This is a genomic window from Amycolatopsis sp. lyj-112 (assembly GCF_046549055.1).
In the GTDB taxonomy this organism is placed as follows: Bacteria; Actinomycetota; Actinomycetes; order Mycobacteriales; family Pseudonocardiaceae; genus Amycolatopsis.
In genome coordinates, this window is sequence record NZ_JAJPWS010000004.1 from 317,385 (window position 1) to 333,631 (window position 16,247).

18 protein-coding genes are annotated in these 16,247 nt (G+C 69.5%); 5 read left to right on the forward strand and 13 right to left on the reverse strand.

The window, feature by feature from the left end; genetic code table 11:
* Positions 1-66: 66 nt before the first annotated feature.
* Positions 67-1,161, forward strand: coding sequence for a winged helix DNA-binding domain-containing protein (locus tag ACLJRL_RS17265; RefSeq protein ID WP_410657442.1), 1,095 nt, complete (start codon positions 67-69; stop codon positions 1,159-1,161).
* A 10-nt stretch (positions 1,162-1,171) separates the two neighbouring features.
* Here the strand turns inward: ACLJRL_RS17265 and ACLJRL_RS17270 are convergent, their stop codons facing one another.
* Positions 1,172-1,765 carry a TetR/AcrR family transcriptional regulator gene (locus ACLJRL_RS17270; protein ID WP_410657196.1) on the reverse strand — a complete coding sequence of 198 codons (594 nt, stop codon included), beginning with the start codon at positions 1,763-1,765 and terminating at the stop codon, positions 1,172-1,174.
* Between the two features lie 76 nt (positions 1,766-1,841).
* Between ACLJRL_RS17270 and ACLJRL_RS17275 the strand changes: the two genes are divergently transcribed.
* Positions 1,842-2,705 carry an arylamine N-acetyltransferase family protein gene (locus tag ACLJRL_RS17275; RefSeq protein WP_410657197.1) on the forward strand — a complete coding sequence of 288 codons (864 nt, stop codon included), beginning with the start codon at positions 1,842-1,844 and terminating at the stop codon, positions 2,703-2,705.
* Here the strand turns inward: ACLJRL_RS17275 and ACLJRL_RS17280 are convergent.
* Genes ACLJRL_RS17280 through ACLJRL_RS17290 form a run of 3 tightly spaced genes read right to left on the reverse strand, consistent with a single transcriptional unit; the run spans position 2,696 to position 5,308 of the window.
* Positions 2,696-3,472: an EI24 domain-containing protein gene (locus tag ACLJRL_RS17280; protein WP_410657198.1), complete on the reverse strand. Its 777-nt coding sequence runs from the start codon at positions 3,470-3,472 to the stop codon at positions 2,696-2,698. The two genes, ACLJRL_RS17275 and ACLJRL_RS17280, sit on opposite strands and share 10 nt — an antisense overlap.
* Positions 3,473-3,518: 46 nt before the next feature.
* Entirely contained in the window at positions 3,519-4,421 is a 903-nt protein-coding gene (locus ACLJRL_RS17285; RefSeq protein ID WP_410657199.1) for a serine hydrolase, read from the reverse strand.
* Positions 4,418-5,308: a LysR family transcriptional regulator gene (locus tag ACLJRL_RS17290; RefSeq protein ID WP_410657200.1), complete on the reverse strand. Its 891-nt coding sequence runs from the start codon at positions 5,306-5,308 to the stop codon at positions 4,418-4,420. The genes ACLJRL_RS17285 and ACLJRL_RS17290 overlap by 4 nt, the downstream gene beginning before the upstream one ends.
* Positions 5,309-5,409: 101 nt before the next feature.
* Between ACLJRL_RS17290 and bla the strand changes: the two genes are divergently transcribed.
* Complete coding sequence (bla, locus tag ACLJRL_RS17295; RefSeq protein WP_410657201.1) at positions 5,410-6,324, forward strand: class A beta-lactamase; 915 nt, start codon at positions 5,410-5,412, stop codon at positions 6,322-6,324.
* 40 nt (positions 6,325-6,364) lie between these two features.
* Here the strand turns inward: bla and ACLJRL_RS17300 are convergent, their stop codons facing one another.
* Complete coding sequence (locus tag ACLJRL_RS17300) at positions 6,365-7,009, reverse strand: TetR/AcrR family transcriptional regulator (protein ID WP_410657202.1); 645 nt, start codon at positions 7,007-7,009, stop codon at positions 6,365-6,367.
* Between the two features lie 137 nt (positions 7,010-7,146).
* Here ACLJRL_RS17300 and ACLJRL_RS17305 point away from each other — a divergent pair, with 137 nt between their 5' ends.
* Positions 7,147-7,767 (forward strand): SRPBCC family protein, encoded by a 621-nt coding sequence (locus tag ACLJRL_RS17305; RefSeq protein ID WP_410657203.1) that lies wholly within the window; start codon positions 7,147-7,149, stop codon positions 7,765-7,767.
* An 18-nt stretch (positions 7,768-7,785) separates the two neighbouring features.
* Here the strand turns inward: ACLJRL_RS17305 and ACLJRL_RS17310 are convergent, their stop codons facing one another.
* Positions 7,786-8,826 (reverse strand): hypothetical protein, encoded by a 1,041-nt coding sequence (locus ACLJRL_RS17310; protein ID WP_410657204.1) that lies wholly within the window; start codon positions 8,824-8,826, stop codon positions 7,786-7,788.
* A gap of 47 nt (positions 8,827-8,873) precedes the next feature.
* A complete protein-coding gene (locus ACLJRL_RS17315; protein ID WP_410657205.1) occupies positions 8,874-9,725 on the reverse strand; it encodes a hypothetical protein in 852 nt (283 codons plus the stop codon).
* Between the two features lie 312 nt (positions 9,726-10,037).
* Here ACLJRL_RS17315 and ACLJRL_RS17320 point away from each other — a divergent pair, with 312 nt between their 5' ends.
* The gene (locus ACLJRL_RS17320) at positions 10,038-11,144 is read left to right on the forward strand and encodes a S1 family peptidase (protein WP_410657206.1); all 1,107 of its coding nucleotides are present in this window, start codon (positions 10,038-10,040) and stop codon (positions 11,142-11,144) included.
* 53 nt (positions 11,145-11,197) lie between these two features.
* Here ACLJRL_RS17320 and ACLJRL_RS17325 read toward each other — a convergent pair whose 3' ends face one another.
* From ACLJRL_RS17325 to ACLJRL_RS17350, 6 genes are all read right to left on the reverse strand, one after another.
* Positions 11,198-12,025, reverse strand: a complete 828-nt coding sequence (locus ACLJRL_RS17325) for a class I SAM-dependent methyltransferase (protein WP_410657207.1) — start codon at positions 12,023-12,025, stop codon at positions 11,198-11,200.
* 130 nt (positions 12,026-12,155) lie between these two features.
* Entirely contained in the window at positions 12,156-13,016 is an 861-nt protein-coding gene (locus ACLJRL_RS17330) for an endonuclease/exonuclease/phosphatase family protein (protein WP_410657208.1), read from the reverse strand.
* Positions 13,017-13,027: 11 nt separating this feature from the next.
* Positions 13,028-13,312: a hypothetical protein gene (locus tag ACLJRL_RS17335; protein ID WP_410657209.1), complete on the reverse strand. Its 285-nt coding sequence runs from the start codon at positions 13,310-13,312 to the stop codon at positions 13,028-13,030.
* Between the two features lie 50 nt (positions 13,313-13,362).
* Positions 13,363-14,253 (reverse strand): CU044_5270 family protein, encoded by an 891-nt coding sequence (locus tag ACLJRL_RS17340; protein ID WP_410657210.1) that lies wholly within the window; start codon positions 14,251-14,253, stop codon positions 13,363-13,365.
* On the reverse strand, positions 14,246-14,809 hold the full coding sequence (locus ACLJRL_RS17345; protein WP_410657211.1) for an RNA polymerase sigma factor: 564 nt from the start codon (positions 14,807-14,809) through the stop codon (positions 14,246-14,248). The genes ACLJRL_RS17340 and ACLJRL_RS17345 overlap by 8 nt, the downstream gene beginning before the upstream one ends.
* A gap of 145 nt (positions 14,810-14,954) precedes the next feature.
* Entirely contained in the window at positions 14,955-16,118 is a 1,164-nt protein-coding gene (locus ACLJRL_RS17350; RefSeq protein ID WP_410657212.1) for a S1 family peptidase, read from the reverse strand.
* Between the last annotated feature and the right edge of the window lie 129 nt (positions 16,119-16,247).

Consider the following 16,247-nt stretch of genomic DNA (forward strand, 5'->3'; position numbering starts at 1 on the left):
GGTCACCGGCCATTGAGGACACTATTTGACCGCTATTCCTGCGAAACTGCGTTCGTGACCACCTCGATGACCGTTCTGGACGCCCGCGCGCTCAACCGCGCGACGCTGGCCCGCCAGTTGCTGCTCGCCCGCTCCGACCTTCCCGCGCTCGACGCCGTCACGCACCTGTGCGGGTTGCAAGCCCAGGAACCGCAGGAACCGTTCGTCGGGCTGTGGTCGCGGCTCTCCGCGTTCGGCCCGGCCACGCTCTCGGACCTGCTGGCCGAGGGACGCGTGGTGCGGACCCACCTCATGCGCCGCACCGTCCATCTCCTCACCGCCGAGGACATCCTGGCGTGGCGCTCGCGGCACGAGGCGATGCTGCGCCAGAAGGTGCTCGCGACCTACCGCCAGGAACTCGAAGGGATCGACCTCGACGAACTCGCCGCCGCGGGCCGGGAGGTGCTGTCCGACGACGAACCCCGCACGATGTCCGAGGTGGCGCGGGCGCTCGGCGATCGCTGGCCGGACGTCTGGCCGCGGGCGCTGGGCGAACTGGTCATCGCCGCGCTGCTCCCGGTGGCACAGCTCCCGCCGCGCGGCCTCTGGCGTACCAAGGCCGGAGCCCGCTATCGGCTGCTGTCCTCGTGGCTGGGCCGCGAGGTCGACCCGCCCGCGTCCGACGGCGACGATCCGGTCGGCCGAGCGCTGGTATGGCGTTATCTGGCCGCCTTCGGCCCGGCGGCGACAGCGGATGTGCGCGCCTGGAGCGGCGTCGCCGGACTTCCTGCCGCGGTCAACGCACTGCGCGAGGAACTGGTCGTCTTCCGCGACGAGCGCGGCCGAGAACTGCTCGACCTGCCCGACGGGCCGCGCCCCGACGCCGACACCCCCGCACCCGTGCGGTTCCTGCCGGCGTTCGACAACGCGATCCTCGGCTATCACGACCGCGGCCGGATCATCGACGACGAACACCGAGGCCTCTCGGTCGCCGGTGCCCGCGTCGTCCTGGTCGACGGTCGCGTCTCCGCGACCTGGACGGTCCAGGCCGACGCCGTGACCATCACGCCGCTTCGACGGTTCTCCCGCGACGAGCGCGCCGCCGTCGTCGAGGAAGGACAGGAAGTGGCTTTGTTCCTTTCCGACAAGGAAAGCGACCGCGCTCAGGTCGTCGCGAGCTGATCATCCGCCGTCACCGGGTGGCGAGATCGATGGCGCGGCGCATCGCGTCATCGAGGGGGCCTCCGGTACGCACGGCGAGTTGTCCGGCCGCGAAGACGGCACCGGTGACGGCACCGACCATCGCGGCGGCATCGGTCTCGTCCAGTTCACCCTCGCAGGCCAGCACCAACGCGGCCGAAAGCCGCTGCTGAGCGTCGAAGGCCCGCTGCAGCATCGTCGCGCGCAGCGCCGGAACCGAGGTGATCAGGTCCAGCCGGATCCGCTCCGGTTCGCCTCCCGGGTCGCGGATACCGGTCCCCGCCTCGATCAGCATCCGGTGCATCGCGCGGCGCAGGACCTCGAACGCCGTCTCGGCCGACCGGCGCTCGGCGAGCACGTCCAGCCCCGCACGCAGGATGTGCTCGCCGTCGTCGGTGAGGAGCAGGTCCTCCTTCGTCGCGAAGTGATTGAAGAAGGTAGCGGCGGACACCTCGGCCGCCGCGGCGATCTCGGCGGTGGTCGTCCGGTCGTAGCCCTGCTGCTCGAAGAGCCGGTACGCCGTCTCGATCAGCACCCGCCGGGTGCGCCACTTCTTCCGTTCCCGCAAGCCCACCGGTTCGGTCATGGGCTCAGCATACTGGAGTTTCACCATGATTAGGGTTACTCTAATTTTAGAGTCACTCTAACGAGGGAGAATTCCCATGACGCTCGACGCGTTCCTCGACCGCTTGGAGTACCGCGAGCCCGTCCGGCCCGATCTGGCCACGCTGCGGGGATTGCACCGGGCCTGGCGGCTCCGGGTCCCGTACGAGAACATCGACGTCCAGCTCGGCAGGCCGATCTTGCTCACCCCGGACGCGCTGACGGACAAGTTCGCGCGTCGCGGGCGCGGCGGGCTCTGCTACGAGATGGACGGCGCGCTCGCACTTCTGTTGCGGGCGGCCGGATTCTCGGTGGCGATCGTCGAGTCTGCGGTGTTGCGCGCCACTCGCGGCGAGGGCCAATGGGGCAACCACATCGCCCTGCTGGTGGAGATCGAAGGCGAATCCTGGCTGGCCGACACCGGGATCGGGGACGCCTTCCTCGAGCCCCTGCCGCTCCGGGAAGGCACGCACTGGCAAGGGAAACTGCCCTACCGGATGGAGCGTCTCGACGCCGGGACGTGGCGGCTGCATCACCATCCGGGAGGCACCGTCGCCTCCTACGACTTCCGCACCGAGCCACGCGAACTCGCCGAGTTCGCCGACCGGGCCCGGATCAGGCCCCCGGACTCCCCGTTCGCCCGGGTACTCGTGGCGCAACACCATCGCGACGGCCACGAACTGGCGTTACGCGCACGGACGGTCACGCGCAGCGGACCCGACGGCTCCCAACGCCGCACACTGTCCACACTGGACGAATTCCTCGAGACGCTCGGTCAGGAATTCCGTGTCCCGCTGGACGACATCGGCTCGGAATCACTGGCCGCACTCTGGGCGAAGACCGAGCAGCAGCACGAAGCCTGGCTGAGCATCCAGCGGAACATCGACGAAGGCACGAGAGACACTCTGTCACCTCAGCCGTGAGCGGACCGGGCGGCGTCTGATCGGGAAGGGCTTTCGGCGAGCAGTTCGCGAGCGACGAGGACACCGCCGACGAACGCCACCGGCATCACGATGAGCGCGGCGAACGGGATCAGGCACAGCAAGGAGGCAGGCAGTCCCAGGCCGAGTCCCAGTGCCCGGCGCTTGCGCAGCAGTTCCCGCCGCTGCTTCAGGTCCATTCCCCGCCGATAGAACGGGACGCCGATCAGTTCCAGCGCCAGGAACCACGCGGTGACCAGCGCCAGCAACACCGGCACCACGGTCTGCCCGACCACCGGGATGAAACCCGCGATGAAGAGCGGAATGGTGAACAGCAACGACCTCAGGACCAGCACCAGGCCGTCGCGCAGGCCCATCCCGAGCAACCGCCACCCCGACAGCTCCACCGTGTCGGGGGCTCCGCCCAAGCCGTCTTCGACCTTCTCCGCGATATGTTCGTAGAACGGGCCGCCGACGGCGAGGGTGAGCGCCGAGAACCCGATCACGCTGACGGCCAGGACCAACCCGAACAACGCGACACCGGCCGCGACCCGGATCGTCGTCCGCCAGCCCTCCGCCCAGCCGTCGGCGAACGGGGTGACCAGCGCGGCCAGATCGTCGATCCAGAACGCCAGCGTGATCACCCCGCCCAGCAGCAGCAACGTGGTGAGCACCGCAGGCAGCGCACCGATCAGCAACAGCCGCGGCGACCGCAGCAGAATGGCCAGGCCCTGGCCGAACATTCGGACACCTTTGATGAAATCCCGCACCGGGCTATTTCTATCAGCGATGCTCCGGCTGGTGGCGCGCGGCGCCTCAGCGGGCGCGCAGGTGGTCTCGCAGGGTCCTGGCGACGCGGGCCATCAGCACTTCCGCCTCGGGCTGGATCGCCGCGGGGACCCGGGATTCGGTGAGCGCGGCGATCGCGAAGGCCTGGCCGTCGGCGTGTTCGACGACGCCGACTTCGTGCCGCAGGTTCAGCAGGGTCCCGGTCTTCGAGGACCATTTCGTGGCATCGGAGACGAAATCGGGGCTCAGCCGCTGACGCAGCAGGTTGAGCCCCATGAGCTCCCGGACCCGGCCGGACACGGAATCGTCTATTCCGGACGGTTTCCAGAGCGCTTCGAGCAGACCGACGAAGGCTCGCGCCGAGCCGGAGCTGGCCCGGGTGATGTCGAGCTGGGGAACGGGATGTCCTTGCCCGGTGGTGCCGGCGCTGATCGCGAGGGCGTGCGCGAGGTGGACATCCGTCGGTTCGAACCGTTCCGCGGGGGTATCGCTGAGATCACCGGCCGGATGGCGCGCGGTGATCCCGTGGACGCCCCAGCCCCGCGTCATCCTGGTGACTTCGGCGGGCGAGGTCAGCTCGAAAAGCGTGTCCGCCGCGGTTTCGTCGCTGATCGCCATCGTCAGATAGAGCAGATCGTCGACGGCCACCCTTGCCGGGTGCCGGAATCGCGTCAGCCCGGTGGGCCCGGGCGCGGTGGCACGCCCCGGCTGGACGTCGATCGGTGCCGAGCCGTCGAGTTCGCCCCGGCGGATCCGCTCCAGCGTCGCGGCGGCGAGCGGGATCTTCACCAGGGAGGCGCAAGGGAATTCGAGTTCGGGATCGATCCCGGCCTCGTACCCGGTCCGCAGATCCCGCACCAGGAACGAGCCGCGCAGGCCACCCTCCTCCAGTTCCGCCCGCAGCCGCAGCAGCAGCGTTTCGGTGTTCATCGGGTCTCCTCGGTCTCCGTGGCGCCGAGGCACCGTGCGATATCCGGCCACAAACGCGTGCGCAGCCGCTGGGCGTCCTCGCCCAGTCCCGCCGTGATGTCGAACCCGCGCGCGAGCGCGATCTCCCCCACCGGGCGCCATTCCAGGCCGAGTTCTCCGGCCTGCGCAGCCGAGCAGAGCAGCAGATCGGCCGAGCCGAACACGGCCGCCGCGGCCGCGGTGAGTGAAGCTGCGACGGAGACTTGGGCCGGCCGCAGGCCCACCGAATCGCGGACGCGGAACAAGCGATCGCGGATATGGGGCACATCGTCCTCGGGCTGGATCCAGACCAGGCGGGGCGCGCGGCCCGACCGGCCGACGCGCAGGGTTTCCAGATGGATGACGCCCGCTCGCGTTCTCACGCCGCTCGCGAGCCCCAGCGCGACCGACCACCCGCCCTCCTCCGCCGGGACGGCCGTGATGGCCGCGCGGACCTCTTGCGTGCGCACGAGTTCGGCTCGTTCGCGCGGCGAGGCGGGGCGGAATTCGAGGAAGATGTCGAGCGCGCGGGCCGCCGCGTCGAGTTCGGCGAGTTCGCGGGTGGTGCAGGTTTCCGGGACCGCGAGCCGCATCGGCCGCAGTCTGGCCTGGTGCGCGTCGTGCTCCATGGCGTCGGCGAGCCGCACCAGGCGTTGGGCCGAGGGCAACATGTCGCGGCCGAAGGGGGTGAGCCGCGCGCGGCGGGTGGAGCGGTCGAACAGCCGCTCGCCGAAATGCCGTTCCAGCGCGGCGATGCGGCGGCTCGCCACGGGTTGGGGGATGCGGGCGAGCGCCGCGCCCGCGGTGAAGGTCCCGGCCTCACTCACGCTCACGAACGCCCGGCAGCTGCCGATCAGGTCCACGACCACATACTATGTCACTTTCGCATGGAACTGGCTGTTCGTGTCTTGGACAGCATGATGACCCGCGGCAAGACTACGGACATCGAACGATCTTGAAAGGAATCCCCGTGTCCGTCACCTCTCGCCGGTGGAGCGTCCGAGCGGCCCTCCTGGCGCTTTCGGTCGTTTCGCTCGCCGCGTGTTCCACTCCCGCACCCGCGCAACCGCCGGCCCCTTCGCCCGCCGTCGCGACGGCCGTCGCCGCCGGGCGGGCCGATTTCGAACAGCTCGAACGCACTTTCGGTGCCCGGCTCGGGCTGTACGCCTTGGACACCGCGACAGGCCGCGAAGTCGCCTTCCGCGCCGACGAACGCTTCGCCTACGCCTCCACGCACAAGGTGTTCAGCGCCGGCGCCGTCCTGCAGCGGACACCGCTCGCCGAACTGGACCGGATGGTGAGCTACGGCCCGAACGACGTCGTCTCCGACTCACCGGTGACGGAAAAGCACGCCGGGACCGGGATGACGCTGCGCGCGATCATGGACGCCACCCTTCGCTACAGCGACAACACCGGCGGCAACCTGCTCTTCCGTGAACTCGGCGGACCGGCCGGGCTCGCCGCGGTGCTGCGCGGGATCGGCGACACCACCACCCACGTCGACCGGATCGAACCCACGCTCAACGACACCGTGCCCGGCGACATCCGCGACACCAGCACCCCGCGGGCGCTCACGGCCGGATTGCGCGCCTTCGCGCTCGGCGACGTCCTGCCCGAGGACAAACGCAAGGTCCTCGTCGACATGATGCGCGCCAACACCACCGGCAACGAGACCATCCGGGCCGGGGTCCCGGCAGGCTGGCCGGTGGCCGACAAGACCGGCTCCGCCGCCTACGGAACACGCAACGACATCGCCGTCATCTGGCCGCCGGACCGGGCACCGATCGTCATCGCGGTGCTGACCGACCGGCCGACAGTGGATGCCAAGCGGGACAACAAACTTCTCGCCCAGGCGACGTCCGCCGCGCTCAAGGCGATGAACTGAGCGTCGGCTCGCGCTGCCGACCCGGCAGCGCGAGCCGCGGTCAGTTCGCGAGCAGGTCGTCCACCTCGCCGGTGAAGAACAGGGCGGTGTCGAAGCCCATTCCGGCGAAGTGGCCGGCGAGTTCGAGCGAGAGGACGCCGTGCACCCGCGTCCAGAAGGTCAAGGCGCGGTGCAAGGTCGCCGACGACGCCGGGTGGCCGCCGTCCCACTGCCGATGGTCGTCGAGATGAGCGTCGAACGGCGTTTCCGGCTTGCCCGCGGGGAGCGCCACGAAGGCGTCGATGAGCACCGCCATGATCTCCGAGGAGATCGCCGTGGTGTCGTCCGGCGCGTGGTAGCCGGGGACCGGGGTGCCATAGACGAGGAAGTACCGCTGAGGGTCTTCCAGCGCCCAATCCCTGATGACGTGGGCGATCCCGGCCACGTCGGCGCCGGCGTCGAAGGCGGCGCGGACGGCGTCGGCGAGGCTGCGGTAGGCGTCGCGGATGAGGTCCGTGATCAGGTCGTCGCGGCTGGCGAAGTACCGGTACAGCGCCGGGCCGCTCATCCCGACGAGTTTGGCGATCGCGTTGAGGGACAGCGCGGAGACGCCCGTCGTGGCCAGTTGCTCCCATGCGTGCTGCTTGATCTCCGCGCGCACCTGTGCCCGGTAGCGCTCCCGCGAACTCTTCGCGCCCGTCTCCATCGACCACTCCTTACCCTGTCCTGGACCCCGAGACTCAGTTAGAGGCTATCACTTTCCCTATTGACACTCACGTCGCCTTTGTTATAGCTTCTAACTATCGCAAGTAGCGATCACAACGAAGCCTCCAGGGAGATCTCATGCTCACCACCAGTCGAAGCGGCCTGCTCGCCACCCTCATCGCGATCCCGCTGGCCGCCGGCGTCCTGAGCACCGCCCCGGCCCAGGCCGCCACCGCACCGGCTCCCTTGACGTGCCAAGGAAAAAGCATCGATCAGGCCGCCCCGATCCACTACCGGACCGAGACGCTGATCAACGCGCCGCTGAGCAAGATCTGGCGGCTGCAGACCGACGTCGAGCGCTGGCCGTCGTGGCAGGCGCCCGTCGCCGGCGTGAAGCGCCTGGACCCGGGGCCCCTGCGCAAGCGCTCGCAGTTCCGCTGGACCACGCCGGTGCCGCCCACCGCGACGACCCCCGCCACCACGTTGACCATCACCTCGACCGTTCATCAGATCCAGGCCAAGAAGTGCATCCGCTGGAGCGGGCCCGCGATCGGCGAAGGACTGCGCATCGACAACGGCATCCACGTCTGGAACTTCACCGAGGTCAAGGGCGGTGTCCTGGTGCGCACCGAGGAGAACTGGTCCGGCGCCCAGGTCGAGGCCGACGTCGAGACCTCCACCCGGTATCTCGGCGCTGGGCTGGAAACCTGGATGAAGGAGCTCAAGGCCGCCGCCGAAGCCCACCCTTGCCGGCCCTGACCCGCAAGACGGAAGGGGTCACCGTCCGCCGTCGAGAGACGCACTCCCCTGAGGCCCGGTCAAGGTAACGCGGGTGGTCACGTGGTCGGCGAGCTGGACGATCGCGACCTGCCAGGTCTCCGGCGAGCCGACGTCGAGAGTGCCCGTGGCCCTCCGGACCAGCTCCGGCACGCCGTCGAGCGGCTGGGCGCGGAGGTCGAAGCGCGGGACAGGGACGCCGGTGGGCGCGAAGATCGCCGTCAGACGGCGCTCGTCGATCACCACGCTGAGCACCTGCGAGACATCCGCGTGCCGGGCGAGGGAATCGACTGCCCGGCGTAACTCCCCCGCGTCCAGCATGGACTGTTCCGGGCCGATGGTGATCACGGCGGAGCCCGAGGACGAAGTGACCGAAGTGGACGATGACGTCTGCTGCTCGGGTTGCCGCTCAAGGGCTTCCGGGCCGAACAGCTCCGCGCGGCACAGCAGGAGGACGGCGGCCGCACCGAGCAGCAGTCCGAGGAAACCGAGAAGCCCGAACGCACAGCCCTCCGGCGGCCGACGCACCAAGGTCGACTCGGGCGCGGGCTCCAGGACGGCGTCGGCCACCCGGCGTTCCCACTCGAGCGTCGGCGGCGGCACGATCCGCGCCTTCCACGGCCGGTCCGGCGGGTACTGGACGATCACGACGCCACCCGGCCGATAGTCCGGGAGATCGACGAGGTTGACGCCGTGCGTGATCTCGAGGCGGTACGACCGGGCTCCATCGGGCACGACCGTCAGGACGAAGGTGACCGGGATGTCCCCCGATTCCGTCCCACTGGCGCTCAACTTCTCGATCCGCGCGAGTGCGACGGCGGGGACGACCGCCGCCTCGCGGGCGCGTCGCGGAATGCCGCCGATGAAGAGAACGACACCGTAGGAGAGCGGAAGTCCCAGTCCTATCAAGAAAAGAGGAAGTTTCTCGATGATGGCGGCGACGACGAACGCGCTCAACGCCGCCCCGGAGACGGCACCGGTCAGGAATCCCCGGGCGAGGGAGACCGGGTCGGCGTGAGTGGGTGCGGGCACTGTCGACATGGACGTACTCCGGGCTGTGGAAGGGATTCGGGTGTCAGGAACGGCGATCAGTCCGTGGGCAGCCAGTCGCTGAGAGCGGGTTCGCGGCGCAGCGCCACGAAGATCGACTTTTCGTCGCCGGGCCGCACCGGATCGAACAGCACTTCGACGAAGCCCGCGATCGAGGTTTCGCTGGTTCGCCGGGTCACCCAGCGCCGGACGCCGGCGGTGTCGAAGAAGGCCACCGTCACGGTCGCGCCGACGACCCGGGAACCCGACTCGTCACCGGCGATCCGGGGTTTGACTTCGACGACTTCGCCGCGAACGCGCCGGCCGTAGGTCAGCAGCCGTTCCCTGGTCCGGACCATCTCGGCGTATTCGCGGGTGGCCTTGACGGCGTGGACCAGCGCCAGCACCGTCAGCACAAGCAGTCCGGCGGGTGCCCACCAGTCGGCGTAGTACATCGCCCAGCCCCAGAACCCCCACTTTTCGTCCGTGTGGAAGACCGGGTCGACCGCGATACCGACGGCGAGCGGCGGGAGCCACCCCAGCGACGAGACCCAGAGACCGACGGTGGTCGCCGCCATGGCGAGCACGGCCGGGAACGCGGGTGACTTCGGCCGTCCCTGATATCGCCGCACGGCGGTACCGGCGAGCGCTCCCGCGGCGATGGTGCCCAGGAGGCCGAAGGTTCCCCAGATGGCCTCGTACGGCGGCTCGCCGTCACCGCGGTCGTCGAAGACGCTGTCGATCGCCATGGTCCGGAACTGCTCCAGGATCCCGCCGAACCCGTACCCGGCCGAGAATGCGAAGACCAGAAGGGCGGCCGAAGCCACGATCGCGCCGGCGAGCACGCCGGGATGCCCGCGCCAGTGCTCGAGGCGGGCGCGTCGGGCCTGCGCCGGATCCACTGTGTTCACGAGGCTCACCTCCACTCGGTTCGGGTGTGCGCCCAGCCTGCGCGAGACCGGGCGCTACCGAACCCAGGTTTCGCCCGCGACGGGAACTGTCCCGTTTCACTATCGTTTGCGGTAAGCGCGGATCGCGGCGGGAAATGTACCGGTACCTATTTTTTGTCCTGTCCAACGAAAGTCGGTACCACCCGACGGTGACGTGGATCACCCTGGGCGAACCGGATCACCGGTCCGGGCACGGGGTCGTGCCCGGCCATCCCCTGTGGCCGGCGCCGCCATCCCCGCGCCGGCTCGTCCCCCGCGAAAGTGAGTACCGGCATGCGCAAAACGTCCCCGGGACATCATCTGATCGCCCGCTCCGCCACCACACTGGTGGCCGCCGCCGCGGCCATCGGGTTCCTCGCACCGACCACGGCCACCGCCACCACCATCGACGGCTACTCGCCGACGGTGCAGCAGGACGCGGTCGCGTCCCTGGCGGCGGACGCGCAGATCAGCGAGGCCGCCGCGGTCGACCTGCTGCGCACGCAGACGGCGAGCGTCGAGACCCTGCAGAAGATCACCGGCTCGCTCGGCGCCCGTACCGTCGACGGTTACCTCGACGCCGCCGCCAAACCGGTGGTGAACGTGCTCGACCAGGCCACCGCGGACCAGGTCACCGCCACCGGCGCGCAGGCCCGGGTGGTCAAGCACTCCAGCGCGGCGCTGGCGAACGCGCAGGGATCACTGCAGTCGCTGCCCACGGTGGCGCACACCTCGATCGGCCTCGACCCGAAGTCCAACCAGGTGGTACTGACCGTGGCCGACGCGGCCAAGGGCACCGACGCTCTGCTGAAGGCCGCCGAAGCACTCGGCGACCGGGTCCGCGTGGAGCGGGCCGCGGGCGGGATGCACACGACGATCTACAACGGTGAGGCCATCACCGGTGGCGGCACCCGCTGCTCCGTCGGCTTCAACACCAACCGCGGCGGCCAGAACTACATCCTCGACGCCGGGCACTGCACCCGCGCGGTGTCGCAGTGGAACGTCGGCCCGTCGCAGGGCGCGAGCTTCCCGACCAACGACTACGGGCTGATCCGCAACACCAGCGGCAGCGGGCCGGGCGCGGTCACCCTGTGGAACGGCTCCACCCAGCGGATCAGCTCCGCCGGCAGCGCGACCGTCGGGCAGCGGATCAGCAAGAGCGGCAGCACCACCCGCCTCACTTCGGGTTCGGTGCAGCGGCTGAACGTGACGGTGAACTACGCCGAAGGTTCGGTCTACCAGATGATCCAGACCAGCGCGCTGGTCAATCCCGGTGACTCGGGCGGCTGCCTGTTCGCCGGCAGCGTCGGCCTGGGCATCACCTCCGGCAAGGGCAGCGGAACCTCGTACTTCCAGCCCCTCGGCGAGGCGATGAGCGCTTACGGCGTCAGCCTGAACTAAGAGTTGTCGTGAGTGATTTGGGTCGTTCTAACGACCCGAATCACTCACGACGGTCACTCGCGGCGGGCGACGGTGTAGCGCACGTTCTGCGTCAACACCACGCTGCCGTCGGGTTCGCGCAGCGGCTCCAACTCCGCGAGCACGGCCTGGCGCACCGCGTCCTGCCGGTCGTCAGGGATCAGTTCCCAGAACATCCGCTGGCCGTGCGACCAGGACCAGGTGATCCACTGCCCGGGATCGACGAACCGCACCGGATAGCCGCGCTCGACCGAGGACACTCCGGTGAAGCCCGCCGCCTCGGCGGTCCGGTCGAAGTTCTCGATCGTCGCGAACAGACCGGCGGTGGCGGCCATGGTCCAGGCCAGCGCCGGCGGCACGAACGGCTTGAACACCTCGCGTACGCCCGCCCACCGCGGATCGTCCGCGCCGAAGGTCGTCACCCCGGCGCGGCCGCCCGGTTTGAGCAGGCCGTGCCACGATCGCAGACCGGCGATCGGGTCCGGCAGGAAGAACACCACCAAGGACGCCGTCACGACGTCGAAGGACCCTGCGGGCAACACCGGTTCTTGGGCGTCCATCAGGGAAACCGAGATGTTCGCCAAGCCGCGGTCCGAGATATCCCTTGCGGTGCGGTCGATCATCGCCGAGGACAGGTCGATCCCCAGCACCGATCCCGCGGCCCCGACCCGCTCGGCGGCCGGGAACAGCACCGCGCCACGCCCGCAGCCGACGTCCAGCACATGTTCTCCCGGAGCGGGCTCGACCTGATCGAGCAATTCCCGGGCGAAGACGGTGAAGAAGTCGACGCCGAGAGCGTCATACGTCCGCGCCGTCCGGTCGAACAGCAGCGCGATGTCCTGCCGAGCGTCACCGGTTTCCACGCTGCCACCTCGATTCGCTCGACGTCGGCGCACGTTAACACCCGGCCGAACCCGCGAAAAGCAAGGCGGACAACGTTTCGGCGCGCCTCACGAACTCGTCCCGCGCCGGTCGTACGGACGTGACAAACGCTCAGGAGACGGTGAAGGTGCTGATCACGGCGAGGTGGTCCGAGGGCCAGCCGGTGCCGCCGCCGAAGGTGCGGCTGCCGGTGGGCGTGACCGAGCCGCCGCGGGAGAAGACGAAGTCGATCCGGTCCTGCGGTTCCGGCCTGCCCTGGTTGTCCTTGACCACCGGCGACCAGGTGTTGCCCGGTGCGGCCACCGGATCGGGCCGTGCCCGGCGGTACGAGTCGGTGAAACCGCGCGCGGTGAACGCCTTCGTGGTCGGCCAGGCCACCTCGTATCCACAGTGGACGGACTTGGCGGCCGCGGTCCAGTCCTGATGGGACGGGCTGTTCAGGTCACCGGCGACGATACCCGGACTGCTGCCGGTCCACTCCGCGATCTGCTCGGCCTGACGGCGCCGGTTCGTCTCGTCGGCGAGGATCGTGCTGACACTGTCCTTGTCGAAGCACGCGTTGTACGGGCCGTACTTGGTGTAGTCGAGGTGGATCGAGTAGACCCAGACACCGGCGATCTTCGCCGCGATGGCCTGCGCGCCCGTGTCGTTCCAGGACTTCCAGTCGGTGTCCTGGATCGGCAGCGCGCTGATCACGTCGATGTCCCAGCCGGGTTCGGTGTGCTGCCAGCCCAACGCGTCGGCGATCGCTTCGGTGGCGCCGCCACCGGTCTCCGACAACGCGACCACGTTCGCGCCCGAGGCGCGGATCTGGTTCACCACCGAGCCGATTCCGCCGTGCGAGCCCCGCATCCAGATGTTGAAGCTCATCACGGTGAGGTTCGTGGCGGCGGCGGCCGGAGCGGCGAGGCCGGCCGAGGTGAGCAGCAGAAGGGCGAGGAGCGCGCCGAAGCGGCGCTTGACGGAAGTCACGACTCTCTGGTCTACCGGTGTGACGCCGGGAAGTCCATCCGCCGAAGTGACTGTTCAACGGCCGTCAAAGCACCGGACATCGACAGGAAAAGCTCCCGACCACCTTCGAAACCCCTCCGGCCGAGAGTCCCCGCCAAACGACGGCTATAAGGGCCGGAACCGCGGTTCCGGAAAACCGCTGGTGGTGAAACAAAGACTTTGCGCGATTCCCTGTCCGGCAGGGCCCGGACGAATCGGCGCGACCTCGGATAAAAATCGAAAGTGAAGATCCCCGATCCGACGATGATGGCGTTCATGGCGACGCTCCTTCCTCGTCTCCGTCAGGACCAGGAAGGAGCGTCCCCGCTCACTCGGGCAGCACGTCGGTCCAGTCCGCGCTGATCGCGGCGCCGTCCGGATCGTCCGTGTAATGCGCCCCGCCGTCCACGCTCATGTACATCGACGTCTTGTTCACCCGCCCGGTCGCCGGATCGACGACGAGCCGCACCCCCTCGGGCAGCATCAGGCCCTGCCCACCCGGCACCGCGCCGAGTTCGCGCACCCCCGGGTACGCGGCGATCGCCCGGAACGCCGCGGCGCGGATCTGCGGCGGCGCCGGCGTCGTGGACACCAGCGAGATCAGCGTCTGGAGCACGAACAGCTCGCGATCGCTCGCGGTGGGTGGTCCCGCGCTCGTCCGGGTGCCGCTCTTCTCCACAGCCGTGACCAGCCACGCCCTCAACGCCGCCGGGTCCGTCGGCAGGCCCTGGAGCTGATCGAGGGTCACGGTGACCACGCCCAGAGAGAAGCCGGTCCGAGCGAGCGTCAACTGCTCGACCCGGCCGCCGCTCTTCGCCCCCCGGAACCACAACGTCCGGCCGTCGGCCGAGGTCCAGTACTCGTACACGTCCTGGCTGTGGGTGGGCAGGCTCGCCACCGTCACCTTGACGTACCAGTAGGCGCCGGAACCCGCCGGGGCGCGCTCGGCTGCCGTGGCCGCCGCGAGAAGGACGTTCCCCGCGGTGACGGCGGGTACGACACCCTGCGGGCCCGGAGCGCCGGGCGAGGCCACGACCACCACGGCCGCCGCGATCGCCGCGGCGGTGAGACCGGCGCCGACGGTCAGCAGGCCGACGCGCTTGCGCGGCTTCGGTCCGCTGAGCATCCGGTTCTGGAGCCGGTGCCGGCTGCGGTCGACGACGTCCTGGGACGGCTCGTCGGGAGTCAGGGTCGCGCGCAGTGTCCGCAGGTCATTCATCGAGTGCCTCCCGGGCGAGAACGGGGGTGAGCTTCTTGCGGGCGCGGTGCAGCCGAGAGCCGACCGTGCCAGGGGAAATACCGAGTGCCGCCGCCACTTCCGCGTAGTCGAGCTCGGCGAGCGCGACCAGCAGCAGAACGTCGCGTTCTCCGGCGGAAAGCCGGGCGAGCGCCTTCCCCAGCCCCGGCGACAACAGTCGCGGAGCCATCGACGCGACGACGCGGCCTTCGTGCCCCTCAGCGGCCACGGGCTGGTCGAGACGCGAAAGGGCCCGATAGTGCCGCGCCTCCTTGCGGCGGTGCCCGGCCACCAGGTTCGTGGCGATGCCGAACAGCCAAGCGCGCAGGTCACCGCGCGTGACGTCGAACGTGGCGCGCCGGTCGAACGCGACGAGGAACGTCTCCGCGGCGACGTCCTCAGCGACCTGGGCACCGAGCCGCCCGGCGATATACCGGTAGATCACCGTGAAGTAGCGGTCGTGCACTTCGATGAACAGCTCCGGGTCCTGGGGGAACCCGGCGGCGAGATCGGCGTCGGTCACCGGTCCCGCCGTCATGGGGCTGCCTCTGTCATGGGGTTCCTTCCCGTCGGCGACAGCTTTCACCACTACTTCGCCGTTGGCGCGGAACTTCTTCCCCTGGACGCCAAGAAACGGGAACGGCCGCCTGACACGGCCGTTCCCGCTCCCGGGTTTTCTTCGGTCAGGAACGGGTCAGCGTGACCCCGTAGGTGTTAGCCGCGTCCACGACGGGCTGGTAGTAGGAGTACGAGCCGGTGGCGTTCGAACCCTGGTTGTAGCCGCAGTCGTGCCCGTCGTTGGGGCCGCCGGAGGTCATGCCCTGTGCGGTGTTGCCGGCGATGTAGGCGCCGCCGCTGTCGCCGCCCTCGGTGCAGACGGTGGACTTGGCCAGTCCGGTGGTCGCGACGCTCTCCCCGCTGTAGCGCACGGTCTGGTTGTACGCGCTGATCTTTCCGCAGGTCCAGCCGGTGGTGTTGCCCGCCTTGCACAGCGTGGTGCCGACCGGGGCCTTCGAGCTGCCGGTGATCCGCACCGTGGTGCCCTTGCGGGTGTCCACGTAGCCGCGGCCGGTGTCCTCGTCGTCGATGTCCATCAGGCCCATGTCGGTCCGCGGGAACTCGGTGGCGACGCCCTGGCCGATGTGGTTTCCGTTGCGGTCGAGGATGTCCGGGTTGCCTTCGACGCAGTGGCCGGCGGTGAGCAGCACGTTGTCGCCGTCGCTGGTGGTGCCGGGGAAGCCGAGCGAGCAGTTGGTGCCGGGGTCGAGGTCCATGATCTGGCCGGGGATCACGTCCGCGGTGACCACGTCACCGCCGGTCTGTCCCTTCTGGACGGTCACGCCGGGCAGGGCGGCCAGCCGCCGCACGAGCGCGGAGCTCGCGGCCGGTTCGACCGTGACGACGACCTTGTCCGAGGCCACGTCCGGGCCCCACGACTGAACCTGGCCGACACCGGCGCCGATGGTGTTGCCGACGGCCGCGGCCAGTTCGGTCAGCGCCTTCTCGCCGCGCACACCGGTCCGCGGGGTGAGCCCGGCCGAACGCAGCGCCTGGGCGGCACCGGCGTCGGGCGCGTTCACCACGAGTGCGCCGGCGCCGTCGAAGTACGCCCCGTCGGTACGGAATCCCTGGGACTGGACACCACCCAGCGACGCGATCAGGCTCTTCTCGGCGTCCAGCTTCTGGGCCGCCTGCTGAGGAGTGGTGTGCAGCTGGTCGGCCAGCACCTCCAGCATCGTCCGGTCGTAACCGGCATCGGCCGGGGCAGCGGCCGCCGGGGCGGTGAGCGCGACGGTGCCGACGCACACGCTCAGCAAAGAAAGCGCAAGGGGTACACGAATTCGCATTCGAATTTCCTTCAGGCAGGGTTGGCGGGGACGTCGAGGAATTCAGAACGACAAAGAAAAGAGAAACGGCCGGTACGGCCTATTCCGAGTCGGGCACCTCGACGATTCGAAGGCTAGAAGCACCGCCAT

Excerpts from the sequence above, each read along its gene's own strand:
- ACLJRL_RS17345 (WP_410657211.1), bottom strand. The coding sequence starts at position 14,809 with ATGACGGCGGGACCGGTGACCGACGCCGATCTCGCCGCCGGGTTCCCC.
- ACLJRL_RS17340 (WP_410657210.1), bottom strand. The coding sequence starts at position 14,253 with ATGAATGACCTGCGGACACTGCGCGCGACCCTGACTCCCGACGAGCCG.
- ACLJRL_RS17320 (WP_410657206.1), top strand. The coding sequence starts at position 10,038 with ATGCGCAAAACGTCCCCGGGACATCATCTGATCGCCCGCTCCGCCACC.
- ACLJRL_RS17335 (WP_410657209.1), bottom strand. The coding sequence starts at position 13,312 with ATGAACGCCATCATCGTCGGATCGGGGATCTTCACTTTCGATTTTTAT.
- ACLJRL_RS17310 (WP_410657204.1), bottom strand. The coding sequence starts at position 8,826 with ATGTCGACAGTGCCCGCACCCACTCACGCCGACCCGGTCTCCCTCGCC.
- ACLJRL_RS17285 (WP_410657199.1), bottom strand. The coding sequence starts at position 4,421 with ATGAACACCGAAACGCTGCTGCTGCGGCTGCGGGCGGAACTGGAGGAG.
- ACLJRL_RS17350 (WP_410657212.1), bottom strand. The coding sequence starts at position 16,118 with ATGCGAATTCGTGTACCCCTTGCGCTTTCTTTGCTGAGCGTGTGCGTC.
- ACLJRL_RS17305 (WP_410657203.1), top strand. The coding sequence starts at position 7,147 with ATGCTCACCACCAGTCGAAGCGGCCTGCTCGCCACCCTCATCGCGATC.
- ACLJRL_RS17265 (WP_410657442.1), top strand. The coding sequence starts at position 67 with ATGACCGTTCTGGACGCCCGCGCGCTCAACCGCGCGACGCTGGCCCGC.
- ACLJRL_RS17300 (WP_410657202.1), bottom strand. The coding sequence starts at position 7,009 with ATGGAGACGGGCGCGAAGAGTTCGCGGGAGCGCTACCGGGCACAGGTG.
- ACLJRL_RS17270 (WP_410657196.1), bottom strand. The coding sequence starts at position 1,765 with ATGACCGAACCGGTGGGCTTGCGGGAACGGAAGAAGTGGCGCACCCGG.
- ACLJRL_RS17275 (WP_410657197.1), top strand. The coding sequence starts at position 1,842 with ATGACGCTCGACGCGTTCCTCGACCGCTTGGAGTACCGCGAGCCCGTC.